General features: G+C 70.0%; 19 protein-coding genes and 1 tRNA gene. 10 read left to right on the top strand and 10 right to left on the bottom strand.

From position 1 onward, the window contains the following. Nucleotides 1-192: 192 nt before the first annotated feature. The 4 genes from ACIA5C_RS41855 to ACIA5C_RS41840 all read right to left on the bottom strand — a co-directional run bounded on the left by ACIA5C_RS41855 (nucleotide 193) and on the right by ACIA5C_RS41840 (nucleotide 5400). A complete protein-coding gene (locus ACIA5C_RS41855) occupies nucleotides 193-1314 on the bottom strand; it encodes a nitrous oxide reductase family maturation protein NosD (protein WP_396065532.1) in 1122 nt (373 codons plus the stop codon). A 110-nt stretch (nucleotides 1315-1424) separates the two neighbouring features. Next, complete coding sequence (locus ACIA5C_RS41850) at nucleotides 1425-2720, bottom strand: mannitol dehydrogenase family protein (protein WP_396065530.1); 1296 nt, start codon at nucleotides 2718-2720, stop codon at nucleotides 1425-1427. After that, nucleotides 2717-4126 carry a glucuronate isomerase gene (gene uxaC, locus ACIA5C_RS41845; RefSeq protein ID WP_396065528.1) on the bottom strand — a complete coding sequence of 470 codons (1410 nt, stop codon included), beginning with the start codon at nucleotides 4124-4126 and terminating at the stop codon, nucleotides 2717-2719. Before uxaC ends, ACIA5C_RS41850 begins: the two co-directional genes overlap by 4 nt. 29 nt (nucleotides 4127-4155) lie before the next feature. Further along, nucleotides 4156-5400 (bottom strand): cellulose-binding domain-containing protein, encoded by a 1245-nt coding sequence (locus tag ACIA5C_RS41840; protein ID WP_396065526.1) that lies wholly within the window; start codon nucleotides 5398-5400, stop codon nucleotides 4156-4158. Nucleotides 5401-5505: 105 nt separating this feature from the next. Between ACIA5C_RS41840 and ACIA5C_RS41835 the strand changes: the two genes are divergently transcribed. From ACIA5C_RS41835 to ACIA5C_RS41825, 3 genes are all read left to right on the top strand, one after another. After that, on the top strand, nucleotides 5506-6741 hold the full coding sequence (locus tag ACIA5C_RS41835) for a lactate racemase domain-containing protein (RefSeq protein ID WP_396065524.1): 1236 nt from the start codon (nucleotides 5506-5508) through the stop codon (nucleotides 6739-6741). Between the two features lie 213 nt (nucleotides 6742-6954). Beyond that, entirely contained in the window at nucleotides 6955-8373 is a 1419-nt protein-coding gene (locus tag ACIA5C_RS41830) for a purine-cytosine permease family protein (protein WP_396065522.1), read from the top strand. Between the two features lie 719 nt (nucleotides 8374-9092). Then, the gene (locus ACIA5C_RS41825) at nucleotides 9093-10292 is read left to right on the top strand and encodes an IS30 family transposase (RefSeq protein ID WP_396065611.1); all 1200 of its coding nucleotides are present in this window, start codon (nucleotides 9093-9095) and stop codon (nucleotides 10290-10292) included. Between the two features lie 462 nt (nucleotides 10293-10754). On the opposite strand, the gene ACIA5C_RS41820 is transcribed toward ACIA5C_RS41825, so the two are convergent. Beyond that, entirely contained in the window at nucleotides 10755-11411 is a 657-nt protein-coding gene (locus tag ACIA5C_RS41820) for a DUF4360 domain-containing protein (RefSeq protein WP_396065609.1), read from the bottom strand. 449 nt (nucleotides 11412-11860) lie between these two features. Between ACIA5C_RS41820 and ACIA5C_RS41815 the strand changes: the two genes are divergently transcribed. Beyond that, a complete protein-coding gene (locus ACIA5C_RS41815) occupies nucleotides 11861-12523 on the top strand; it encodes a DUF4360 domain-containing protein (protein WP_396065520.1) in 663 nt (220 codons plus the stop codon). Nucleotides 12524-12581: 58 nt separating this feature from the next. On the opposite strand, the gene ACIA5C_RS41810 is transcribed toward ACIA5C_RS41815, so the two are convergent. From ACIA5C_RS41810 to ACIA5C_RS41800, 3 genes are all read right to left on the bottom strand, one after another. After that, a complete protein-coding gene (locus ACIA5C_RS41810) occupies nucleotides 12582-14132 on the bottom strand; it encodes a TROVE domain-containing protein (protein ID WP_396065518.1) in 1551 nt (516 codons plus the stop codon). Between the two features lie 95 nt (nucleotides 14133-14227). Continuing rightward, a tRNA-Ser gene (locus tag ACIA5C_RS41805) sits at nucleotides 14228-14299 on the bottom strand. Between the two features lie 354 nt (nucleotides 14300-14653). Next, nucleotides 14654-15808: a type III PLP-dependent enzyme gene (locus ACIA5C_RS41800; RefSeq protein ID WP_396065516.1), complete on the bottom strand. Its 1155-nt coding sequence runs from the start codon at nucleotides 15806-15808 to the stop codon at nucleotides 14654-14656. A 100-nt stretch (nucleotides 15809-15908) separates the two neighbouring features. Here ACIA5C_RS41800 and ACIA5C_RS41795 point away from each other — a divergent pair, with 100 nt between their 5' ends. Then, nucleotides 15909-16421, top strand: a complete 513-nt coding sequence (locus tag ACIA5C_RS41795) for a pyridoxamine 5'-phosphate oxidase family protein (RefSeq protein ID WP_396065514.1) — start codon at nucleotides 15909-15911, stop codon at nucleotides 16419-16421. Between the two features lie 54 nt (nucleotides 16422-16475). Further along, nucleotides 16476-16724: a hypothetical protein gene (locus ACIA5C_RS41790; protein ID WP_396065512.1), complete on the top strand. Its 249-nt coding sequence runs from the start codon at nucleotides 16476-16478 to the stop codon at nucleotides 16722-16724. Here the strand turns inward: ACIA5C_RS41790 and codA are convergent. Further along, nucleotides 16721-17965, bottom strand: a complete 1245-nt coding sequence (codA, locus tag ACIA5C_RS41785) for a cytosine deaminase (protein ID WP_396065510.1) — start codon at nucleotides 17963-17965, stop codon at nucleotides 16721-16723. The genes ACIA5C_RS41790 and codA overlap by 4 nt on opposite strands. Continuing rightward, nucleotides 17962-19122 carry a Rieske 2Fe-2S domain-containing protein gene (locus ACIA5C_RS41780; protein WP_396065508.1) on the bottom strand — a complete coding sequence of 387 codons (1161 nt, stop codon included), beginning with the start codon at nucleotides 19120-19122 and terminating at the stop codon, nucleotides 17962-17964. The genes codA and ACIA5C_RS41780 overlap by 4 nt, the downstream gene beginning before the upstream one ends. Nucleotides 19123-19183: 61 nt before the next feature. Here ACIA5C_RS41780 and ACIA5C_RS41775 point away from each other — a divergent pair, with 61 nt between their 5' ends. The 4 genes from ACIA5C_RS41775 (at nucleotide 19184) to ACIA5C_RS41760 (ending at nucleotide 23946) form a co-directional block, all read left to right on the top strand. Next, complete coding sequence (locus ACIA5C_RS41775; RefSeq protein ID WP_396065506.1) at nucleotides 19184-20020, top strand: DUF1028 domain-containing protein; 837 nt, start codon at nucleotides 19184-19186, stop codon at nucleotides 20018-20020. Between the two features lie 44 nt (nucleotides 20021-20064). Then, complete coding sequence (locus ACIA5C_RS41770; protein ID WP_396065504.1) at nucleotides 20065-20736, top strand: hypothetical protein; 672 nt, start codon at nucleotides 20065-20067, stop codon at nucleotides 20734-20736. Nucleotides 20737-20885: 149 nt separating this feature from the next. Beyond that, nucleotides 20886-22433: a long-chain fatty acid--CoA ligase gene (locus ACIA5C_RS41765; RefSeq protein WP_396065502.1), complete on the top strand. Its 1548-nt coding sequence runs from the start codon at nucleotides 20886-20888 to the stop codon at nucleotides 22431-22433. 169 nt (nucleotides 22434-22602) lie between these two features. Next, the gene (locus ACIA5C_RS41760) at nucleotides 22603-23946 is read left to right on the top strand and encodes a hypothetical protein (protein WP_396065500.1); all 1344 of its coding nucleotides are present in this window, start codon (nucleotides 22603-22605) and stop codon (nucleotides 23944-23946) included. Nucleotides 23947-23957: the final 11 nt, after the last annotated feature.

Genomic DNA, 23957 nt, shown 5'->3' with positions numbered 1-23957 from the left:
TCCTGTCCTGGTCGAGCTGGGCCGGAAGCTGGCCGATATCCACAACCGCTGTTTGTTGCCGCCTTCGGGTGGGTGTTCACCACGGCTGCCGCCCCCGCGCGGCGGGTGACCTGGGGTCAGGCCGGGAGTAGGCGGTGAGATGCCCGGGATGAGTGGGCCGCGGATGCGGTTGGCGACGTAGGTTGTGGCGCGTCAGTGGCAGCCGAGGAACAGGCTGGAGAGCTTCAGCCACGGCTTGTAGGTGACGTTCGCGCTCACCTTGTCGCCGTGGCCGGGGCCCCGGACGTCGCCCCACCAGTTGCAGGTGGCGTCGGTGTCGGCGCCGGCGGCCGGGTCGTTGAAGACGCCGTACAGGGCGTTGCCGGTGATGGTGTTGCGGTTGGCCCGGACCGGGTCGGAGGTTCCGCCCTTGGCGACGTTCACGCCGTACTGGTTTCTGCGCAGCGTGTTGCGGGTGATGGTGACCGCTGAGTTGGGGGTGCCGCCGAAGTCGTTTGCGACCTTCACGGCCGTGCCGGCGTCGCTGATCGTGTTGTCGCTGACGGTCACCGCGTGGTCGGTGCCGCCGATGTAGATCGCCGACGAGCTTTTGCTGCCGGTCACCGTGTTGCCGGTGATTTTGGCGCCGGTGGTCTTGAACAGCGCGACAAGCGTGCCGTCGCCCGTGCTCCGGTTTCCGCTGACGGTCAGGTTCTTGTCGCCTTCGATGAAGGTGACGTCGGCATTGTATTTGCTCGGGTCGGCGCCGCTGAAATTGTTGTCGGCGATGGTGACGTCGTGCACCGCCGTGCTGTTCCCCTGGAATCCGTCGCCCGCCGTGGCCGTATTCTTCACCGCATTGCGCCGGAAGACCGTGCGGCTGGTCGTGAACGACGCCGCCCGCCCCGGATTGTTGAAGATGTTGTTCTGGATCGTCTCGCCGCTGTTCGCACCCTGCATGACGAGTCCCGCCGAGCCCTGATCGGCCGGGCCGTTCACCGTGAATCCGTCGACGGTCACGTTGTCGGCCTTGACCGTGAAGCCGTTGACGACCGACTCGCGCCCGGCCCGGCGGGAACGGGCGTCCTGACCGGCCTGGGCTCCCTGCAGGGTCAGGCTGCGGGAGACGGTCACGCTTTCGGTGTACGCGCCGGGTGCCACCTGAACGGTTTTGCAGCCGGTGTCGTCGACCGCCGACAGAATGGTCGGATAACGCGCCGGCACATTGCACGCCGAACTGCGTGTCGACGCGAAACTGACGCCGCTGCCCGCGGCGGTCAGGGCGACCACGCCACCGACGATCAGCAGTGGCCGCATTTTCCGAATCGCTTTCATGGAATCCTCCGGATCGCGTGGCTATTGGCGGCACCATAACCGCGCGGAAATGCAAATAGCATCTCCGCGCCGCGCGTCCCAGCATTGCGGGCCGAATTCGCCCGTTCGGGTCAGGGTTCCAGGGCGGCGACCACGTCCGGGTGGGACGCGAGGTCGGGCGCCAGCAGTTCCAGGAAGGCCTTGGGAGTTGACGCGCGCTCCTGGAACGGGGCGGCGCCGGCGTCCGCGACCGGAGCGCCGACGCCCCGCAGGTGCGCCGTCCAGGCCGCCAGCACGCGGATCGCCCCGGTGGCCGGCCGGCCCTGGGAAAGCTCACCGCGAAGGACCGGCAGGACGCGGATCGGGATCTTCTGGGAGCCGTCGGCCGCGATCTGGGCCAGCGTGTGCCGGATCCGCGGGTTGGCGAAACGCTCCAGCAGGGCGGCCCGGTAGTCCGACAGCTCGGGGGCCGGCAGCGGCACGTGCCGCACCGCCTCGTCCCACCACTGGTCGAGCCATCGGCGGCAGACGGGGTCGGCGACGGCCTCGGCGATCGTCTCGTGCCCGCGGGCGCTGCCCGCGTAGGCCAGCAGCGAGTGCCCGCCGTTGAGGAGCAGGAGTTTGCGCTGCTCATGCGGGTGGACGTCGGCGACGAACCGGGCGCCCGCCGCCTCCCACGCCGGCCGGCCGGCCGGGAACACCCCGCTCAGCAACCACTCGCTGTAAGGCTCGGTGACTACCGGGACGGCATCCGGGAAGCCGGCCAGTGACGCTGCGCTCTCGACGTCGGCCGGGGTGGTGCGGGGCGTGATGCGGTCGACCATCGTGGAGACGAAGGAGACGTGGTCGCGGATCCAGGGCACCAGGGCCGGTTCGACCAGGGCGGCGAAGTCGAGCACCACCCGGGCGGTCGCCGAGCCGTTGCCCGGCAGGTTGTCGCAGGAGACCACCGCGATCGGCCCGCCGCCGTAGACGCGGCGTTCGGCCAGGCCGGCGAAGATGCGGCCGGGCACGCTGGACACCGGCTCGCCGCGGCGCCAGGCCCGCAGGTCGGCGACGGCCCGGGCGTGGCCGGCGTCGAGGCCGCCGTCCGGTGACCTCAGGTAGGCCGCCTCGGTCACGGTCAGGGTCAGAACGGCGGTGCGTGGTGACGCCAGGTGCGTCCGCCACGCTTCGAGGTCGCTTCCCGCGTACGCCACGTCGACCGCCGAGACGACCTCGACGTCATCGCGCTCCGGGCCCCGGGTCAGCAGCGAGTAACGGCCGCCCTGAGCGTTCAGCGCGTCGGCCATGTCCGGCGACCGCCCGGTGAACGCGGCGATCGGCCACTGCGAGGCGTCCGGGGCCGAAGCGGTGTACCAGGCCTGATGAGCACGGAAGAAGTTCCCCAGTCCGAGGTGGACCAGCCTGCGGTGACTTGACCTCATAGCTTGAACACCCGCTTCGGTTGCTCGCTGACCAGATCGGCGAGCGTGTCGGCGGCCTCGTCGAGGTCGAGGCGGTGCTCGGCGACCAGCCGGGCGAGGTGGCCCGCGTCGAGCCGCCGCGACATGTCGTGCCGGGCCGGGATCGAGCAGAACGCCCGCGTGTCGTCGATGAACCCGGACAGCCGGCTGAACCCGGCGATCTCGGTCACCGACGACTGGAACTGCCGGATCGCCGACGGGTTGTCGAGGAACCACCAGGGCGCGCCCGCGTAGACGGCCGGGTAGAAGCCGGCCAGCGGGGCGATCTCGCGGCCGAACACGTCGGCGTCGACCGTGAACAGCACCAGGTGGAAGCCGGGTTCGGTGCCGAACGCCGACAGCAGCGGCTGCAACGCCCGGGTGTACTCCACCGCGACCGGGATGTCGTGACCGGTGTCCGGCCCGTACCGGTGCAGGGTCTCCGGGTGGTGGTTGCGCCGCACGCCCGGGTGCAGGGTCATCACCAGACCGTCCTCGACCGACATGCGGGCCATCTCGAACATCATGTGCCGCCGGAACGCCGTGGCCTCGGCTGGGTTGGCCTGCCCGGCCATCGCCCGCCGGAATATCCGGTCGGCCTCGCCGAGGGTGAGCGGCTCGGCGACCGCGTCGGCGTGGCTGTGGTCGGCCGAGACGGCACCGTGGTCGATGAAGTGCCGGCGGCGCGCGCCGAGGGCGCGCAGATAGCCCGCGTACGAGCCGACGTCGGTGTCCGCGGCCCCGCCCAGGCGCTTCACCAGGTCGGGCCAGTCGGTGCGGCCGGGTTCGAGGTAGCGGTCGGGCCGGAACGTCGGGGCGACCCGCGTCTTCACGCCCGGGTCGGCGGCGAGCGCGGCATGCGTCTCCAGGTCGTCGGCCGGGTCGTCGGTGGTGGCCAGGAATTCGATGCCGAACCGCTCGAGCAGGGCGCGAGGACGATGACTGGGCTGTTGCAGTTTCGCGCTGATCACGTCGTACAGAAGATCGGCGTTGGCGGCGGAAGGCCGCTCTTCGATCTCGAAGATCTCGGACAGCTCGGCGTCGAACCAGTAGCGCACCGGGGTGCCCCGGAAAAGATGCCAGTTGGCGCAGAGCAGGCGCCACGCCTCGCGGGCCTGCTCCTCGGGCAGTGGCCCGGCGCCGACGCCGAGGCGATCCAGCGTGATCCCGCCCGCGTGCAGCAGGCGGGTCACGTAGTGGTCGGGCTGGATGAACAGGCTGGTCGGGTCCGTGAAGGGCGGGTCGTCGAGGAGCAGGCGCGGGTCGACGTGCCCGTGCGGGGAGACGATCGGCAGATCGCGGACGGCGGTGTAGAGCCGGCGGGCGATGTCGCGGACCTGAGGTTCGGCGGGAAGCAGCCGGTCGGGGTGAAGCCGAAGATCTGCCATGCCCTACATCGTGGTTTCGGTTCGGCCGCTCAGCAACCGATCTGTTGGGAGCCGACCGCCACATCGTCGTACCAGAGGGTGTCGGCGCCCTCGCCGTAGCTCTCCCAGCCCAGTCGCAGGTCGGTGAGCCGCGGCCGCCAGGTGCGGTTGAGCCACTGGCTGTCGATGTCGTGGGTCGGCGTGCCGTCCTCGGTGAGACCCACCACGGCGTGGCCGTTGAGCCACGTCTGGATGGTGCCGTCGGCGCCGGAGACCTTGAACTCGACGCAGTTCCAGGTGCCGGTGGGCAGCGGGGCGGACTGGGCGACACCGGCCGGGCTCTGCTCGGGCAGCGTCGCGTCGTCGGAGGCCCGGTTGAACTGCATCGCGCCGTTCTGGCCGCCGAACCGCAGGTCCTTGTTGCCGTCGTTGGCGTCCTGCAGGGCGACCGCGGTGGTGTGGGAGGTGGGCAGGGCGGTGGTGTGCTTGACCCAGTAGCGCACGAACCAGACGTTGCTGGTGGTGCCGAGGATCTGGGTGTCGCGGACGAAGACGTGGTTGCAGTAGCCGGCGGCGCCGTTGACCCGCAGCGAGGTGGTGCCGCTGTGTGCGGTGGTGCGGTCGATGGCGGCGGTGCCGGCGCCCGAGCAGTCGGGGTAGCTGACGGCCCAGTTGCCGGAGGGCGCGGTGCCGGTCTGGTTCTCGAAGCCGTCGCAGTTGGCCCCGGTCGCGCAGCCACCGGTCGGCGGCACCGAGGTGGGAGGCGTGGTGGGCGGGGTCGTCGGCGGCGTGGTGGGAGGCGTCGTGGGAGGCGTCGTGGGCGGGGTGGTGGGAGGCGTGGTCGGCGGCGTCGTCGGAGCGGTTGTGGGCGGCGAGGTCGGGACGTTTCCGTCGCACGCCACGCCGTTGAAGGTGAACGAGGCCGGCGCCGCGTCGACGCCACCCGAATAGGTGCCCTGGAAGCCGAACGACGCCGACGCGCCGGTGGCCAGGGCGCCGTTCCAGCCCACACTGGCCGCGCTCACCGACTGACCGGACTGCGTCACGGTCGCGTTCCAGGCGCTGGTCACCTGCTGGGTGCCGTTGAAGGTCCAGCCCAGCGTCCACGATGCGACGGCCGGCCCGTTGTTGGTCACCTTGACGTCGGCGGTGAAGCCGCTGGACCAACTGTTCAGCGTGTAGACCACGCCGCAGACCGGCGTGGCCGCGGTGGCCACCCCCTGGGTCACCGCGACCAGGCCGGCGCCGGCGCCGGCGAGCAGCGCGGCGGCCGCGCCGAGCAGACGGATCCGCATGAGAGCCTCCTCGAAGCTGGTATGGGAGCGCTCCCATATATCGAAGACCATAACTCCCCACAATCCGCCGCGCCAGAGCCGGCCGAAGAGTGGCAGGGTGAACCCGTGAGCGAAACGATCGGCGGCCCCACCGACACCCTCGACGACGCGGCCGTCCGCGACTTCGTCCGGCGCAGCGTCGAGTCGGCCGGGCTCGACGGCCGATCGGTCTGCGTGATCGTCCCCGACGCGACCCGCTCCGGCCCGCTCCCCCTGCTGCTGGACGCCATCGGCGACGCCCTCGACGGCAAGGCCACCCGCATCACGGTGCTCGTCGCCCTCGGCACCCACGCCGCGATGACCCCCGACCATCTCGAGCGTCATCTGGGCGTACGGAAAAACATCGAGGTCCGCAACCACGAGTGGTGGGATCCGGCGAGGCTGACCTCAGTCGGCGCCATCGGCGCCGAGCGGGTCGCCGAGCTGTCCGAGGGCCGCCTCACCGAGCCGATCGACGTCGTCGTCAACCGCGCGGTCGTCGAGCACGACGTCTGCCTGGTCGTCGGCCCGGTCTTCCCGCACGAGGTGGTCGGCTTCTCCGGCGGCAACAAATACTTCGTGCCCGGCGTCGCCGGCCAGGAGATCATCGACTTCTCGCACTGGCTGGGCGCCCTGATCACCAGCTCCGAGATCATCGGCACCCGCGGCATCACGCCGGTGCGCGCCCTCATCGACGACGCCGCCGGCCTGATCCCGACCCGCCGCCTGGCGCTCTGCCTGGTCGTCGAGTCGGGCACCAAGCGCCTGCACGCGGCGTCCTTCGGCACCCCGGAGCAGGCCTGGGCGGCCTGCGCCGACGTCTCGGCCGAGGTCCACGTGCGCTACCTGCCGCGCCCGATGCGGCGCGTGCTCTCGCTGGTCGGCGAGAAATACGACGACATGTGGACCGGGGCCAAGGGCTTCTACAAGGTCGAGCCGGTCGTCGCCGACGGCGGCGAAGTGATCATCTACGCCCCGCACATCACCGAGATCGCGTCGACGCACCCCGCCATCCAGGAGATCGGCTACCACTGCCGCGACTACTTCGTGAAGCAGTGGGACCGGTTCTCCCGCTACCACTGGGGCGACCTCGCCCACTCGACCCACCTGCGCGGCGCCGGCACCTGGGACCCGGTCGAGGGCGAAAAAGACCGCGTGACGGTCACCCTCGCGACGGGCATCAGCGAGGCGGACGTACGCGCGGTCAACCTGAACTATCTCGACCCGGCCTCGATCGACCTCGCCGCCTACGAGACCGACCCGGACACGCTCGTCGTGCCGGATGCCGGCGAGGTGCTGTTCCGCCTACGCCATCACGACTAGCCGCCGGTCGAGCACGCCCCAGCGGTTGGTGCTGCCGCCACACGACCCGGAGCATCACGAAGGCGAGCAGCTAGGAGATCAGCGAGCCGCACTCGTGGCCCAGGGGAAGCCGCCATGTGTGATACGTCGCGGCAACAATCTTGGAATGTGACCGGCGTGTACTGCCATGATCTCCTCATGCAACGACCAGCACCGATATAGAAAGGCACGACCATGACGGTGGGTTCGCCGGCCGAAGTTTCGGCCGAGGTCCGGGAGGGCAGCTACGGCTCCCGGGTGACTGCGGTGGAGCCCGGCGGCGCCGGCTTCATCCCGCTGGACGAGCGGCACGGCCGCCCTCTGCAGCTCTTCTGGACCTGGATGTCGCCGAACTTCGAGTTCGCCACCATCTTCGTCGGTGTCCTGGCCGCGATGGTCTTCACGAAGTCGTTCGGCGCCGCGGTCGCCACCATCGTGCTGGGCACCGCCCTCGGGTCGGCCACCCACGGCATCCTGTCGGCCCGCGGCCCGCGGATGGGCGTACCGCAGATGGTGCTCTCCCGCATCGGCTTCGGCTACCGCGGCAACATCCTGCCCGCGGGCATCAACTCGCTGGTCGCCGGCATCGGCTGGTTCGCCGTCAACAGCGTCTCCGGCGCGCTCGCCCTGGCCACCCTGACCAAGCTGCCCGACCTGCTCTGCCTGGTCATCGTCGTGCTGGCCCAGGTCGTGGTCGCGTTCTTCGGGCACAACCTGGTGCACGCCTTCGAGCGGTACGCGTTCCCCGTACTCGCGGTCATCTTCCTGATCACCTCGGTGGTCACGCTGTCGAAGGGCCACTACAGCGGCGCGACGCCGGGCGTGGTCGGCGGCGTCGGCGGCTTCCTCATCTCGGTCGGTGCCACCTTCGGGTACGCGGCGGGCTGGAACCCGTACGCGACCGACTACACCCGCTACATGAAGCCGGACACCAGCCGGGTCGCCACCGGTCTCTGGGCCGGCCTGGGCGTCTTCATCTCCTGCACGCTGCTCGAGATCGTCGGCGCCGCCTCGGCCACCATCGTCACCAAGGGTGGTCTCAACCCGACCGCCGCCTTCACCAGCCACCTGCCGACCTGGCTGGCCGACCTGACGCTGCTGGCGATCGCCCTCGGCGCGATCAGCGCCAACGCCATCAACATCTACTCGGGCTCGATGTCGTTCCTGGCCCTCGGCATCAACCTGCCGTCGCACATCCGCCGGGCGATCGTCTCCGGCGTCTTCGGCGTACTGGGCTTCCTGCTGGCCTGGTCGGGCCTGAGCGACGCGGGCGAGAAGTACGAGAACTTCCTGCTGATCATCTCGTACTGGATCGGGCCGTGGCTGGCCGTCTACCTCACCGACTGGCTGCTGCGCCGGGGCAGGCAGGTCGACGGTTTCCTCTACGACAGGAAGCACAACCCGCTCAGCGGCGTCATCGCGATGGTGGCCGGCATGGGCCTGTCGATCTGGTTGTTCTCCAACCAGAGCGACTACGTCGGCCTCGTACCCTCGCACTGGCCCGCTTTCGGCGACATCGCGTTCGAGGCCGGCTTCGTGATCGCGGCCCTGGTCTACGCCGTGCTGTTCCGCTTCCAGCCCGACCGCAACCGCTCCGAGGCCGCCGTCATCTGAGTGCCCTTCAGAGGCCCGGCCGAGGGCCGCGATGCGCAGCCTTCGGCCGGGGCAGTGGTGCGGGCGGCTGAAGGGGTGCCGTCGGGCGCCCGCCACGGGTCGGCGGGCCCGGCTGAGCGCGGGCGAGCACGGCAATAGCTTGGGCCGGCCCGATGGACGGCCGCGTCGATCCAGAGGACTGTTACCGGACTCCTTGCCGGTTACGGCGTGGCGACCGCGGTGCCGGGCGACGGCCAGAGGGTTGACGGCGTGGACGGCCCGGCCCCCGCGCCGGCCCTCAGGCAGTCTCCGTGTTCTGCCAGCGGGTCACGGGTCGTTCTGATCGCAAGGGCTCGGCGTCCCGGCATCCGATCGGCGTCGCTGACCGCGCTTCGCGCAGTCCGGCCGTGACGCCTCGGTCCGGGCAAGCAACCGCGAGGGCATACGGTCGATCATTGATAGGGCGAATTCAACCGGTCGTCGCAACACCTCGATCATGGAGGTGTGCGATGGGCGGCAACACGAAGCTGGAACGGGTGCCCGAACGGGCGCGGAGGCAGTGGTCGGCGGACCGGGCGTTACGGCCGGCGATGCGGTCGCCGGGTCGGCCTGAGCCCTCGCGCGCTGTGCAGCGGGAGTTCTGGCGCCTGATCGCGACGGGGATCACGACGGTCGAGAGCGCGCTTCATGTTGGCGTGTCGTGGCCGGTAGGGGCGCGGTGGTTTCGCCACGCCGGCGGGATGCCGCCGATCAGCCTGGACGAACCCTCGGGCCGCTATCTGTCATTCGTCGAACACGAGGAGATCGCGCTGCTTCGGGTGCAGGGCAAGGGCGTGCGGGAGATCGGCCGCAGCATCGGGCGCGATGCGGGGACGATCTCGCGTGAGTTGCGACGCAACGCGGCGACACGGAGCGGCAAGCAGGAGTATCGAGCCACGGTGGCGCAGTGGAAGGCACAGCAGGCGGCCAAGCGCCCGAAGACAGCCAAGCTGGTGTCGAATCCGCGGCTGCGCGAGTACGTGCAGGAGCGCTTGTGCGGCAGCGTCCACAGACCCGATGGCACGGTTGTCGCCGGGCCGAAAACGCCTGCGTGGAAGGGGTTCAACAAGGCGCACCAACAGGACCGGCGGTGGGCGACGGCCTGGACCGCGGAGCAGATCGCCCATCGGCTGAGGATCGACTTCGCCGACGATGAGTCCATGCGCATCAGCCACGAGGCTATTTACCAGTCCCTGTTCATCGAGGGCCGCGGTGCGCTCAAGCGGGAGTTGGTCGCGTGCCTGCGAACCGGACGTGCGTTGCGTGAGCCGCGCGCGAGGGCCCGGAGCAAGCTGCAGGGCCACGTCACCGCCGACGTGGTCATCAGTCAAGGGCCGGCCGAAGCCGACGATCGCGCCGTTGCTGGGCACTGGGAGGGAGACCTGATCATCGGCACCGGTCGGTCGGCGATCGGCACGGTGGTGGAACGCGCCAGCCCTTCCACGCTGCTGGTGCAGCTGCCACGATTGGACGGGTGGGGCGAGACGCCACCGGTGAAGAACGGCCCCGCACTCGGCGGCTACGGCGCGATCGCGATGATCGCCGCCCTGACGGCGTCGATGACCGAGCTGCCCGAGCAGCTGCGCAAGACCCTTACCTGCGACCGGGGCAAGGAGCTGTCGGCGCACGCGCAGTTCGCGCTCGAGACCGGCACGAAGGTGTTCTTCGCCGACCCGCACTCCCCGTGGCAGCGGCCTACGAACGAGAACACGAACGGACTGCTGCGTCAGTACTTCCCGAAGGGAACCGACCTGTCGAGGTGGACCGCCAACGACCTCGAAGCCGTCGCCCTGGCACTCAACAACCGACCTCGCAAGATCCTAGGCTGGCGCACCCCGGCCGAGGTATTCGAGGAACAACTACGCTCGGCCCAAGAGGCTGGCGTTGCAACGACCGGTTGAACTCGCGTAGTGACCGGGGGGCAACCATCCCGTTGTCACCGTCGTTTGGTTTTCTTCGGAGGCGACGGCCCGAATCAAAGGAAGCCGGCCTACCGGCCGAGCATCGACGGCCGTAGGCGATTCACCGACACCCTCGGGCCGCCGGTCAGCGTCACGGTGCTGGCCGCGCCGATCCGGTTCGTGCTCGCCGAGCGGGGCTTCGCCGGCCGACCGGGACGCCCGCACGTTCAGCAAGGTGAGGCATCGTCGGCAAGGCGGCCGGGCATCGCGAGCCTGGCTGACCGCTCAGCGCGGGCCGGTCCGCGGTGAGCGAGGCGACCCGGAACTCCCGGCAGAGATGATGCGACGGGCCGCGGTCGACCAGATGCGACGCCGCGGCCGGCCACACCTGCCGAGGCAGTGCGGGCCACACCCTCGGCCGACAGCGAGGGTGTGGCCGCGTGCGCGGATCAGTGGCCCGGGTCAGTGGCCAGGGCACTGGGCCCAGGAGAAGTGGTAGACGGTGTTGATCGCGCCGTCGGTCGAGTCCATGGAGATGAAGCTTGTCGTGGTGGCGGGGTTCGAGGTGCCCGCCATCGTCCGTAGTTCGGTGTTGATGTTCAGGTTGCGCAGGACACCGCAGGGTGCGTAGACCAGTGCCGCCATGTCGACGTTGTCGGTGGTCTGCCAGTCGTCGCCGAACGGGCCGGCGATGGTGTGGCTGCTGTAGACGGTCTGCGTCTGGCCCTGGAAGTAGTAGTTTGCCCGCTCGATTGCCGAAGCGCCGCTCGCCAGTGAGGCGAATCCCCGGTAGTCGACCTGGCTGACCGCGTAGGTGAAGCCCTGCGGGACGTGTACGACGATGTTGAGCTGGCAGTTCTTCCGCCAGTCGGTCGTGGTCGAGCCGACGCCGATCAGCGCCATGTAGTTCGAGTAGGTCACCGTGAATGCGGTGTTGTCCGGTGAGACGGCGATCGCCGCGGTTCCGGCCGGGCAACCGGATCCGTTCACCGTCACCAGGTCGATGACGATGCGGTCGCTGGGTGGGGGCACGGGAAGGCTCATGAAGCCCTCGGCCGACGCCGGGCCGGCCAAGAGCGTGGACGCGAACAGTCCCAGCGTCGCGAAGACAGCGAGCAGCGCCTTGCGCATGGGCACTCCTTCCAAGATTGTCAGCAGGTGCCGACGATGCCGTCATGCTATTTGTGACATTGATAGAGGTCAATGTAAGAATCGCGACTTCCGGGTTTTTATAAAAGTTCTGAGGTATTCCTGGCCGGCACAGTTTGATTGACGTATATCAATCTAAGCAGCTCCTTGCACATCCACCGACCAGCTGATGCGACGGTCGCCGGGAGTGCGGTAACCGCGCGAGGTCGCCCAATAAGTCGGACGATTGACCGGCACGAGGATCAAGCGAGCAGAAAAACTGGCGCTTGTTACGGTCGCATAACGCCGCTACGATTCGTCTCGAACATCGAGAGCCGTCAATTTTGAATCGATCTTCCATTCCCAGACCACTCCCAGGACCACTCCCAGGACCACTGAGCCGGGACCGCAGAGCCGGGACCGCCGAGAGAGGAACACCCATGACCGTCAGGCAGACCGGCGCGAGGTGGATCACGCTCGCGACCGTGATCACGCTGTCCGCCCTCGCCCTGCCCGGGCAGGCACTCGGCTCCGGCGACTACGCCGCAGTCGCGCCGCCGAGCACGCCGGTGACCGTAACGGTGCAGACCGTCAACGGTTCCGGCTGCCCCGCCGGCACGGCGTCCGTCACGATGTTGCCGGACAACACCGGCTTCCGGATCACCTACAGCGACTTCCTCGCCCGCGCGGGTGGCACCGTGCCGGCCACCGACTTCCGAAAGAACTGCCAGGTGAACCTGCTCGTGCACATCCCGCAGGGCTTCACCTTCGCGGTCGCCCGGGCCGACTACTGGGGCAAGCTGAGACTGGCCGCCGGCGCTTCCGCCCTGGAGCGGTCCAACTACTACTACCAGGGCTCGTCCGACGACAACTACGTCGACCACTCCATCGCCGGGCCGACCGCCGGCACCTGGCACACCGTCGATGTCACCGACGACGCGGAACTGGTCTACGCCGCGTGCGGCGCGGTACGCAGCCTCAACATCAACACCGAGCTGCGCGTCGACCCGGGAACCGCGACGGCGACCACGAGCTACATCTCGCTCCGCGCCTCGGAGGGCGACGTCTACACCGTCGTCCAGTTCCAGTGGAAGCAGTGCTGAGCGACAAGGACCGCACACCGGGTGGCCTCCGCTGCTTCGCGGAGGCCACCGCAGCACCTCAGAACGGCCACGCCGCCCGCTTTCCCGCCTCGATCAACGGGATCATCCGGAACGTGGCGTCGGTCAGGCCGCCGAACTCGAACCGGTTGACGGTGCCCGCGTCGAACGCCGTCCGCGCGTACCCGCCGAGGTTGAACCCGTACAGCGGGACCTCCCGCGGCATCGCCGCGGTGACCGACCCGTCGGCGAAGGTCTGCATGTCGGAGAAGACGAAGACCCGGTCGTGGGCCCGGAAGGTCGCCGCGAGCGACGTCGCGATCCGCGTGCCGTGGCCGACCTCGCCGGCCCGGCGCACGAACCGGTCCACCTCGCGGATCACCGACGCACCCCGGCGCACGTCGTGCCGGAACACCCCGTCGGCGAAACCGTGCAGGTCGACCCGTTCCCCCCGGGCGGCCAGGGCCACCCCGAAGACCGCGGCCGCCTTGACCGGAGGCATCGACGAATGCCCGCTCATCATCGAGCCCGACGTGTCGATGAGGATCAGCGAGCGACCCCGCAGCGCCGGCAGGTTGGACAGCGACATCTGCAGCGCCTTGTCGAGCGCCGGGCCCCAGCGCAGCGACGGCGCGTTCTCGTAGGCGGCCAGGAACCGGTAGGGGAACTGCTTGGACCGTGCGATCTCCCCGGGGTCGACGAACCGCGCGCAGATGGCGGCGGCCACCTCGTCGCTGACGCCCGCTTCATCGAAGTTGCGCAGGTTTCGCAGCAACGCCATGAACCCCATGCCCGGGATCATCGCCTCCCACAGCCGCTTCTTGTCGACGCGATCCCCGCCGAGCGAGAGCGCGTCCTCCCAGGTCATGCCCGCGCCGGCGAGCGCGGAAGGGTCGAGCAGGGCGCCCGGCTCCCGCGCCGCGCGGCGGCGCAGATCGCCGTTCGCGAGCACGGTGGTCAGACGGGCCGGCGGGGCGCCCTCGCGGGCGTGGCGACGGCTTATGGCGTACGCGAAGAGATCGCCCTGCCACACCTTGCCCGTTCCCGGCGACGGGTGCGTGAGGTCGAGTACGTCGCCGAAGCGGAAGGCGTGCGAGGCCGTGTCGTACTTCAGCAGCGACCGCTCGTTGTAGAGCCGGACCGCCGCGTCCGCGACGCCCCGCTTGACCGGCTTCGGCAGCGCCCGCCCGTGGGCCGCCGTCCAGTAGGCCAGCGCCTCGCCCGGCTCGTCGGCCCGCTGCAGCACGGAGTCGACGATCCGGCGACCGCCCGGCACGCCGGCGTCGCGGAGCGCGAGCGCCGCCTCGAGGCCGCCGGTCAGCGACGCCGAGCGCATGTACGCGCCGGTGCGCAGCCAGCTCAGGAAGCGGCCGATCCACTCCGGGTCGGCGACGGCGACCCGGCGGATCAGGTCGGTGAAGCGGCGGTCGCGCTCGCCGCCCGACTCGTAGAACGTGTCCTCGCCGACGAAGTTGGAGACCGCCAGCAGGAAGAGCGCGCTCTTGTCGTCGTGGGCGTAGCCGCTGCCGCCCTCGTGGGTGAGCGCGGTCGGCACCGTCTCGGCGGTGATCGGTCCGGCGCCCCGGGTACGTGCGAGGTTGAACTTGCTCATGGGCGTGCCGCTTCCTTTGTGGACGTCAGGGGTGCCCGAGATCGGAGTCGGCCTCGGTACGTAAGTGCTCTGCCCGCTGAGCTACGGCGGCCCGAAGCCACCGGCGGGATTCGAACCCGCGACCTCTCCGTTATGAGCGGAAGTAACCGAATGCCTTCGCACCGGGCACCCCGCTGACGTTTTCCGTGCTTTCTTCGCGCTTTCTTCGCGCTTTCCGAGATCAGAGCGGCGGCCGGCGTTGAGGGGAATTGAACCCCGAAGCCCCGATGAGGGACATTCTCTACGAAAGAAGTAGCCGTCCGCCTACGCACCGGAAAGCAGATGAAAGACGCCGCCCCGCAGGTCTCTCGACCCGCTGGGCGGCGCTCGCGACGCGGTGGTGGCGCGTCACGTCCGCCGGGGACGCAAGTGTCGAGGGGCTCGTTGCGGCTGTTTCGACAACACTTTCGAACCCCTTTCCTCATTCGTTCCTGTGCCGATCACACTACGAACGCGCGCCGGAGCGGGCAACGCAATTAAATTCAACCGTTGACGCAGACCGTGCGCAGCGGCGGAAAGCCGTTGAAGCCGACCGAGGCGTAGGTGGCGGTGTAGGCGCCCGTGCCCTCGATGCGCAGGATGTCGCCGACCCGCAGATCCATCGGCAGGTCGTAGCGGGTGCGCTCGTAGAGGACGTCGACGCTGTCGCAGGTCGGCCCGGCCACGATCACCGGTCCGACCCGGCCGGAGCCGTCGTGCGGGGTGGTCAGGCGGTACTGGATCGCCTCGCCCTCGGTCTCGGCGAGGCCGCCGAAGCGGCCCACGTCCAGGTAGACCCAGCGGGGCTCGATGCCGTACGACTTCTGCGAGATCAGCACGACCTCGGTGTGCAGCACCCCGGCCGGGGCGGCGATGTAGCGGCCCGGCTCGATCATCAGTTCGGGCTGGTCGAACTCGAAGTGCCGGACCAGCGCCTCCTCGATCGCCGCCGCGTAGTCCTGGATCGGGGCGGCCCGGGCCAGGTAGTCGACCGGGAACCCGCCGCCCGCGTTGAGGATGCGCAGGTTGACGCCTTCGGCCCGGAGCCGGGCGAAGACGTCGGCCGCGATCGCGATGCTGGGCTCCCAGCGGGCCGGGGTCATCTGCTGCGATCCGACGTGGAACGCGATGCCGGCCGCGTCGAGGCCGAGGCGGGCGGCCCGGCGCAGCAGGTCGACCGCCATCTCGGGGGCGCAGCCGAACTTGCGGCTCAACGGCCAGCGGGCGCCCCGGCTCGACGCGAGCACCCGGCAGATGACGGACGCGTCCGGGGCGTGGATCGCGAGCTTGTCCAGTTCGGCCCAGCTGTCGAAGGCGAAAAGGCGGACACCCCGGCGGTACGCGTACGCGATGTCCGGTGCCTTTTTGATGGTGTTGCCGTAGGACAGGTCGGACGGGTCGGCGCCGGCGTCCAGGCAGAGGTCGATCTCGGACGGGCCGGCCACGTCGAACCGGCAACCGGCCGCGACGAGCCGGCGCACCAGAGCGGGTTCGGGGTTGGCCTTCACCGCGTAATGGACGTCGGCGTCCGGGAAGGCGCCGGCGATCCGGCGGTACTGCGCTTCGGCCACCGCTACATCGACGACCAGGCAGGGTGTCTCGGCGACGGGGTCCGGGGCGGGCCGGTGGGCCGCTTGTTCATCGGCGGTCACGGTCATGGCGTCAGACTACGACGACAATCGGTGCCGATACAGAAGCAGAGAGTAGTAGTTGCTGCCAAACCCGTCGATGATCCACTGTCCTCGTTACCATCCGTTGATGGCCGCGACCGCACCGATCACCACACTCAACACCGAATTCAGCTCCCCGGAGGCCGCCGCCCGGCCATGGTCCGAGGTGGAGCGGGTGCTCGCCGCGGCGGAGATGTTCTGGATCTCGACCGTCCGGGCGGACGGCCGTCCGCACGTGACCCCGATCCCCGCGGTCTGGCACGACGGCGCGCTGCACATCTGCACCGGCGAACAGGAGCAGAAGACGCGCAACCTCGACCACGACCCGCACTGCGTGCTCACCACCGGCACCCCCTCGATCGACACCGGCCTGGACGTGATCGTCGAGGGCACCGCCAAACGAGTCACCGACCGTGACCGGCTGGCCACGTTGGCCACGTTGTGGAAGGAGCGGCTCAACTGGGACTTCGAGGTCGGCGAAGATTCTTTTTCCGACGGCGGCGACCGGAAAGGCCTGGTCTTCGCGGTGACGCCGGCCAAAATCCTGGCCTTCGGCAAGGGCGAACCCTACTCGCAGACCCGATTCCGGTTCCCGCGCTGACCATCGGTGGAGTTCTGTCCGTCAGAGATGCCCCGTGAACGAAGGGGTGCTCCGATGACGATTGTGCTGGGTCTCATCTTCGCCGCCGGTGCGGCGGCCGTGGTCATCTGTGTGTTCGCCTGGAACCCCGGCTGGGCCGAGGCCGACGGCCCCGCCGAGGGCTGGAACCTGCCCGTCTACCGGCTCGGGCAGTGGGCCGAGGAGAACCACCCGCACCACCACAGCGAGCCGGCCCTCGAGGCCACCGACTGCCTCTACTGCGGGTCGGCCAGCCACTCGACCTTCCTGCACGCCAGCCGCTAGGCCGGCCGGAAGGTCACTTCCTCTTCCTTTCCGTTCCAGGTGACGGTGCTGCGGGCGGGCTCGGTGGCGGCAACCACCCGGCCCGCCCGCAGCACCTGAAACCGCGGTCGTTGCAAACGCAGCGCCTCGGCTTCGGACCGCGCGTCGAAGACGACCAGATCGGCCGGCCCGCCGATGTGCAGTCCATAGTCGGCCACGCCGAGGGCGGCGGCGGGCCGGACCGTAATCATGTCGATGAGGGTGCGCAGTTCCTCGGCGCCGCTCATGTGCCCGAGATGGGCGAGCACGAACGCGGCCTGCAGCGGGTCGGCGTGACCCAGCGGGTACCACGGGTCCATGACGGAGTCGTGCCCGATCGCGACGTTCACGCCCGCTTCCAGGAGTTGCTTCACCCGGGTGTGCCCGCGCCGGATCGGGCCCTGATCGAAACGGCCCTGCAGCAGGGCGTTGTCGAGCGGGTTGGTCACCATGTGCAGCCCGGCGCGGGCGATGTTGGTGATCAGGCGACTGGCGTACGCCGCGTTGTACGAGTGCATCGCCGTGGTGTGGCTGGCGGTGACCCGGCCGCCCATCCCCCGCCGGATCGTCTCGGCCACCATCGTCTCGACGAACCGGGAATGCTCGTCGTCGGTCTCGTCACAGTGGACGTCGACCCGCAGGCCGTGCTCCTCGGCCAGCGCCATCGCGAACCTGACCGACTCGACACCGTCCTCGCGGGTCAGCTCGAAATGCGGGATCGCCCCGACCACGTCGGCACCCACCTCGACCGCCTTGCGCATGAGCTCCCGGCCGCCGTCGAAGCCGAGAATGCCCTGCTGCGGGAACGCCACCAGCTGCAGGTCGACCAGGCCGCGGGCTTCCTCACGAACCTCGACCAGCGCACGCAGCGCGGTCAGGCCGGGGTCGCAGACGTCGACGTGGCTGCGGACGTGCTGGACGCCGTGCGCCAGCTGCCAGCGCAGCACCTGGCGGACCCGGTCCTTCACGTCGTCGACGCTGAGGTCCCGGACGCGTTCGGCCCAGATCGCGATGCCCTCGAACAACGAACCGGACGCGTTCGAGCGGGGCTGCCCCTCGGTCAGGACGGCGTCGAGGTGGATATGCGGCTCGACCAGCGGCGGCGTGACCAGGCGGCCGCCGAGGTCACGGGTCTCCCTGGCCTCTTTCTCCCCCGCCACGATGCGGCCGTGGTCGATGCCGATGTCGCCACGGGACGTATTCGTCAGCAGGAGGTCGATCACGCCGTCTCCCGGAACTCGCTGAGAACCCGGCGCAGATGCACACCGAGCAGATCGGCGCGGACGTGGAGCTCGTCGCGCATGCGCAACGGCAGACCCGAAAGCCGCATCTTGTGCTGCAGCTCGAGATCTTCGGCCAGCACGGCGTCCTCGAACGCGACCTCGCTCGCCACCACGTCCGGTCCCGGGTCGGCGACGCCGCCGATGCCGTGCAGCAGCATCTTCGTATAGACGCGGGTACTGGTCAGCGACTCGGGCTGGGCGAAGAACAGGATCGTCTTGACGGCGCCCGCGTCCAGCTCCTCGAGGCGCAGCATGAGCTGGAACGGCGCCCGATAGACGTACGTGGCCCGGCGGCGCTGCCGCAGCGGCCTTTCCCCCTCGAGAACCCCGGGGTCCTCCGGGTTGTCGAACCATTGCTCCTGCACGCTGCGACAACCGAACTCCTCGGCGGTCACCTCGTAACGCCCGACCACTTTCTCCTCGGCCGCGCCGAACGTCTTGGCGTGCACGAAAGGAAAATGCGCGACGTCGAGGAAGTTGTCGGCCACCACACCGGCCGAGGCCGGGGTGCGCACCGGCGGCAGCCACGCGCCGACATAATTGCGGTCGTCCTCATCCGGGTCGGGGAAAAGGTCGGTCAACGGCTCTTCCAGGGCCAGCCACCGCAGGCCCCACCGTTCCCGGGTGGCGTAATCGCCCGGGTCGATGCGGCGCCCCAGAAGGCGTACGGAAGAAAGCTCCTCACCCACGACCGCGACCGGATGCCAGGCCTTGGCCAGCGACGGATCCTCGTTGGTGAAAAGATCGCCCGGATCTTTTTCCGGCAGATCGGCGGCCGCGACCTGAACCTGACCCTCGTGAATGCGTGTCGTCATGGTCGGCAGGTTCGCCCGAGGGGGCGCCGCGCCCTCCTGCGAGGGCAGTGCGGTGCACGCGCCGGACGCGTCGAACTGCCACCCGTGATAAGCGCATTGCAACCGCCCGTCGACCGGCGTGGCGGCCGACAGCGGAACCAGCCGGTGCGGGCACCGGTCGGCAAGAACCACCGGCTCGGCGCCGGCTTCCGGACGCCACAGCACCAGCGGTACGCCCTGAGCCGTCACCGCCATCGGCCGGGTGCCCACCTCGTCGTCGCGGGCGAGGACCAACCATTCCATGCCGGCCAGTCTGCTCTCCTGGTGTTACAAGTTGCAGCCCCGGGCGGCTAATGTCTCGCCCGTGACGTTCTCGATCGTGGCCCGCTCGGCCGACGGCAAAGCCCTCGGCGTGGCCGTGGCCAGCAAGTTCCTCGGTGTCGGGGCCGCCGTCCCGGCCGCCCTGGCCGACGTCGGCGCGGTGGCGACGCAGTCATATGCAAATCTCGCTTATCGCCCACAGGCGCTGGCCCTGCTGTCGAGCGGCGTCTCGGCCCCGTTCGCCGTGCAGGCCCTGACCGCCGGCGACGAGGGCCCGGTCGCCCAGCGCCAGGTCGGCGTCGTCGGCGCCACCGGCCCCGGCGCCACGTTCACCGGCGACGAATGCCACCCGTGGGCGGGCGGGGTGGCCGGCGACGACTACGCCATCCAGGGCAACATGCTGGCCGGCCCGTCCGTGGTCGGCGCGATGGAGGCGGCGTGGCGGTCGGCGGAGTCCCTGTCGTTCCCCTACCGCCTGCTGGAGGCCCTGGGCACCGGCGACGAGGCGGGCGGCGACCGCCGGGGCCGCCAGAGCGCGGCGCTGCTGGTGGCCGCGAAGGGCATGGGCTACGGCGGCACCAGCGACGTCTGGGTCGACCTGCGCGTCGACGACCACCCCGACCCGGTGGCCGAGTTGCTGCGCCTGTTGGAGCTGCACACGCTCTACTTCGAGCGCCCCGACCCGGAGACCCTGATCCCGCTGTCCGGCGAGGTCGCGTCGGAGGTCCGGGCGCTGCTCGCCGCCGTCGACGAGACCGACGCCGACCTCGACAGGGCGCTGGCGTCGTGGGCCGGCATCGAAAACCTGGAGGAGCGCCTGGTGGCCGGCGCCATCGACCCGCTCGTCCTGGACCAGCTCCGCGCGGCCGCCGCCCGCTAGCCGCCCGCTGCCGGGTTGTCGGCGGTGGTCCCTATGCTGCCCGGATGACCGAGAAGCTCCGCCTGTCCGCGACGCCTTCGCTCGCGGCCCGCGTGATCGGTGTGATCGCCGGCCTGATCTTCGTCGTGGTCGGCACCGCGTTCGCCGCGCTGCCCCTGATCGCCGACGGCTGGCTGCGCGACCTGACCGGCCAGGGCGGCTCGTGCGACGGCCTGCAGGGCATCCCGCCCGACGCCCTCCCGCCGGAACTCCGCGACTGCGTCAATCTGCCGTCAGCCGGCGTACCCGACTCCGGCCTCGGCCCGATCCGCTTCGTCGGCCTGATCGGCCTGCCGTTCGCCCTGATCGGCCTGTACCTGATCGTCCGGGTCCTGCGCTCCGCCGCCTGGCTGGACGGCACCCGTCTGCACCTCCGCTACGCCTTCACCACCCGCCGGGCCGACCTGTCGACCGCCGAGGTCTCGATCGACCTGATCACCCGCCGCACCACCGACGACGGCCACCCGGTGATCCGCCAGGTCCCCACCCTGATCGCCAAGGACCCGGACGCCGCAACCCCGGTCCGCCTGCCTCTACGCCTGCCGGTCGGCGAACTGCGCGCCCTGGCCGGCGCGATCGCGACCGCCCGGGCCTCCGAGGGCCGCGACGCCGACGCCCGCCGGGTAGCCGACCAGCTCCGCGCCGCCGCCGACAACCCCTTGGCCCACAACTTCTGACGCCGGCGCCTGCGGGTCGGCGAGCGGGAAAGCAGCGGAACGGAGGGTTCTTCACGAAGGGGTCGGCGTGCTTGGGTTGCGACGTGCGCCCCAGCGGTGCCGGGGCGACCCTGGAGATGGACGGCTACACCTAGAAAGGGAGCGCCCGCATGCTCAACCTCTCCATTTTTCTGGAGGACAGCGCCCGCAACTACCCGGAGCGCGTGGCGGTGGTGCTGGGCGATCAGCGGCTGACCTATGCACAGGTCGACGCGGCGGCCAACCAGGTCGCCAACATGCTGGTGGCCCGGGGCATCCGGCCGGGCGACAAGGTTGCGCTCTCCTGCCCCAATCTGCCGTATTTCCCGGTCGTCTACTACGGCATCCTCAAGGCCGGCGCCGTCGTGGTGCCGCTGAACGTGCTGCTCAAGGGCCGCGAGGTGGCTTACCACCTGAAGGACTCGGAGGCTCGGGCCTACTTCTGTTTCCAGGGCACGGCCGACCTCCCGATGGGCGCCGAGGGGTACACCGGCTTCGGTCAGGCCGATGACTGCGAGCACTTCTTTCTGATCACCGCCGACCCGGCCGCCCCGTCGCCGATCGAGGGCGCGGAGACCCTCGGAGCGGCGCTGGCCGGGCAGTCGCCGGTGTTCGAGCCCGTGCTCGCGCAGGAGAACGACCCCGCGGTCATCCTCTACACCAGCGGGACGACCGGGCAGGCCAAGGGCGCCGAGCTGTCGCACTCGAACCTCGTCCTGAACGCGCTCACCTGCAACCGGCTGTTCGGCTCAGTGCCCGGCACCGACACCCATCTGCTGGTCCTGCCGCTGTTCCACTCGTTCGGCTCGACGGTGAACATGAACGCGGGGTTCGCCACCGCCGCGACCCTCGTGTTGCTGCCCCGGTTCGACGCGACAGCCGCGGTCACGCTGCTCCAGAGCGAGAACGTGACCTTCTTCGCCGGCGTCCCGACGATGTACTGGGGGCTGCTCAACGCGCTGACCGAGGAGGTCGACGTGGAGCGGATCGCCCGGAACATGCGGGTCGCGGTGTCCGGCGGCTCCAGCCTCCCGGTCGAGATCATCAAGGAGGTCCGGGAGCGGCTCGGGGTCACGATCCTCGAGGGGTACGGGCTGTCGGAGACGTCGCCGGTCGCGACGTTCAGCCGGCCGGGCAGCGACCCGCGGCCGGGCTCGATCGGCGTACCGATCTGGGGTGTCGAGGTGAAGCTGATCGACGCCGGTTGGAACCCCGTCGAGGCGGTCGACGAGATCGGCGAGATCGCGATCCGGGGCCACAACATCATGCGGGGCTACTACAACCGGCCGGAGGCGACCGCGGAGGTCATGCGGGACGGCTGGTTCCGCAGCGGCGACCTCGGCAAGCGCGACGAGGACGGCTATTACTACATCGTCGACCGGGCCAAGGACATGATCATCCGCGGTGGCTTCAACGTCTATCCGCGGGAGATCGAGGAGGTGCTGATGACCCACGACGCGGTGTCGCTGGCCGCGGTCATCGGGGTCCCGCACCCGAGTCACGGCGAGGAGGTCAAGGCGTTCGTGATCCTCAAGGACGGCGTCTCGGCCACCGAGGAGGAGCTGGTCGCCTGGGGCAGGGAGCAGATGGCCGCGTACAAGTACCCGCGCATGGTCGCGATCGTGGAGACGTTGCCGATGACCGCGACCGGCAAGCTCCTCAAACGCGCGCTGAGCTGAGCCGCGCCGGGGGCGCGCGACCGTGTGCCGCCTCCGTAGACTCATTCGATCACGGCACGCACGGTGATGATCAGTTGCGCCGGTGCCGCACAGTGGAGTCGGTACCGGACGGTAACGAGCAGAGATGACACCGCCGGAACAGAGGCGGTACGGGGCCGACGGAGGAAGCTTGAGCACTGGGTTGGTGGCCCGGCCCGCGCCGGGCACGCGGGACGCGATTGCGCCGGTCAGCGGGACGCCGGCGGCCGTGACGGCGAGCGGCCGGGGGCCGTTGCGGCGAGTGGCCGCGCTACGGCGTACGTCGCCGGGGCGGCTTCAGCTGATCCTGTCGGTTCTGCTGGTGCTCGGGGTGCTTGCCGGGCTGGTGGCGGGCCTGACCGCGCGATCGGCCCGGTCCGGCACCGACGATCTCGGCAACCGGGCGCAGCCCCTGCTGGTCCAGGCGGAGACGATCTATTCCGCGCTCGCCGACGCCGACACGACCGCCGCCCAGGCGTTCCTCGCGGGCGGCCTCGAGCCGGTGGCGCTGACCCGGCGGTACGAGGACGACCTGTCCCGCGCGACCACGGCCCTGACCGCGGCGGCCCGGCTCACGCCGGACGGCAGCAAGTCGGCCGGTGCCGTGGCGGCGCTCGCCTCCGGGGTCGCGCAATATTCGGCGCTCGTCGCGACCGCGCGGGCCGACAACCGGCAGGGGCTTCCGGTCGGTTCGTCCTATCTGTCGGCGGCCTCGCAGCTCAACCGCGACACGCTCCTCAAGCAGGCGGATGCGCTGTTCGGCGTCGCCCAGAGCGAGGTCAGTGACGGGTACGGCAACGCGCGCAGCATCGTGTGGGTGGTTCTGTTCACGCTGCTGGTGCTGGTGCTGCTGGCCGGGCTGCTGCTCGCCCAGCGTTACCTGAGCCGGGCCACGCACCGCACCTTCAACCTGCCGCTGCTCGCGGCCACCGGCCTCACCGTCCTGCTCGGGCTCGGCGCGGCCGGGGTGCTGATCAGTCAGAATGTGCACCTGCACCGGGCCGGCGAGCAGGGCTCGACCCCGGCCGCACAGCTCGCCGAGGCACGCATCCTCGCGCTGCAGGAACGCGGCGACGAGGCGCTTGAACTGGCCGCGCACGGCAGCGGCAGCGTCTACGAGACCGACTTCGGGCAGGCGCAGAAGCAACTGACGGCCGCGCACGGGCCGCTGACCAGCGACTTTCTGGCCAACGAGGCGGTCATCGCCCACGAGACCTATCTCAACCAGCACAAGCAGGTTCGCCAGTTGGACGACGGCGGCAACTACGACGGTGCCGTGCAGCTCGCCATCGGGCCGGACACCACCAAGGCGTTCGACACCGTTACGACGGATATCGGGACGGCGCTCGACGAACGCAAAGCGGCGTTCACTGCCGAGATCGACAGTGCGGGCAACGGGCTGGGCCTGCTGACCGTGCTCGGGCCGCTGGTCGCGCTGGCGGTCTGCGCTCTCGCCTTCGTCGGCATCCGCGCCCGGCTGGAGGAGTACCGCTGATGTCGGCTCAG

This window comes from Actinoplanes sp. NPDC051343 (genome assembly GCF_044455125.1).
Lineage (GTDB): Bacteria > Actinomycetota > Actinomycetes > Mycobacteriales > Micromonosporaceae > Actinoplanes.
The sequence above is the reverse complement of the archived record's forward strand: the minus strand, read 5'-3'. Positions and strand labels throughout refer to the sequence as shown.

Coding starts and splice junctions, on each gene's coding strand:
- ACIA5C_RS41840 (WP_396065526.1), bottom strand. CDS start 5,400: ATGCGGATCCGTCTGCTCGGCGCGGCCGCCGCGCTGCTCGCCGGCGCC.
- ACIA5C_RS41830 (WP_396065522.1), top strand. CDS start 6,955: ATGACGGTGGGTTCGCCGGCCGAAGTTTCGGCCGAGGTCCGGGAGGGC.
- uxaC (WP_396065528.1), bottom strand. CDS start 4,126: ATGGCAGATCTTCGGCTTCACCCCGACCGGCTGCTTCCCGCCGAACCT.
- ACIA5C_RS41765 (WP_396065502.1), top strand. CDS start 20,886: ATGCTCAACCTCTCCATTTTTCTGGAGGACAGCGCCCGCAACTACCCG.
- ACIA5C_RS41825 (WP_396065611.1), top strand. CDS start 9,093: ATGCCGCCGATCAGCCTGGACGAACCCTCGGGCCGCTATCTGTCATTC.
- ACIA5C_RS41810 (WP_396065518.1), bottom strand. CDS start 14,132: ATGAGCAAGTTCAACCTCGCACGTACCCGGGGCGCCGGACCGATCACC.
- ACIA5C_RS41850 (WP_396065530.1), bottom strand. CDS start 2,720: ATGAGGTCAAGTCACCGCAGGCTGGTCCACCTCGGACTGGGGAACTTC.
- ACIA5C_RS41815 (WP_396065520.1), top strand. CDS start 11,861: ATGACCGTCAGGCAGACCGGCGCGAGGTGGATCACGCTCGCGACCGTG.
- ACIA5C_RS41795 (WP_396065514.1), top strand. CDS start 15,909: ATGGCCGCGACCGCACCGATCACCACACTCAACACCGAATTCAGCTCC.
- ACIA5C_RS41800 (WP_396065516.1), bottom strand. CDS start 15,808: ATGACCGTGACCGCCGATGAACAAGCGGCCCACCGGCCCGCCCCGGAC.
- ACIA5C_RS41855 (WP_396065532.1), bottom strand. CDS start 1,314: ATGAAAGCGATTCGGAAAATGCGGCCACTGCTGATCGTCGGTGGCGTG.
- ACIA5C_RS41770 (WP_396065504.1), top strand. CDS start 20,065: ATGACCGAGAAGCTCCGCCTGTCCGCGACGCCTTCGCTCGCGGCCCGC.
- ACIA5C_RS41790 (WP_396065512.1), top strand. CDS start 16,476: ATGACGATTGTGCTGGGTCTCATCTTCGCCGCCGGTGCGGCGGCCGTG.
- ACIA5C_RS41780 (WP_396065508.1), bottom strand. CDS start 19,122: ATGGAATGGTTGGTCCTCGCCCGCGACGACGAGGTGGGCACCCGGCCG.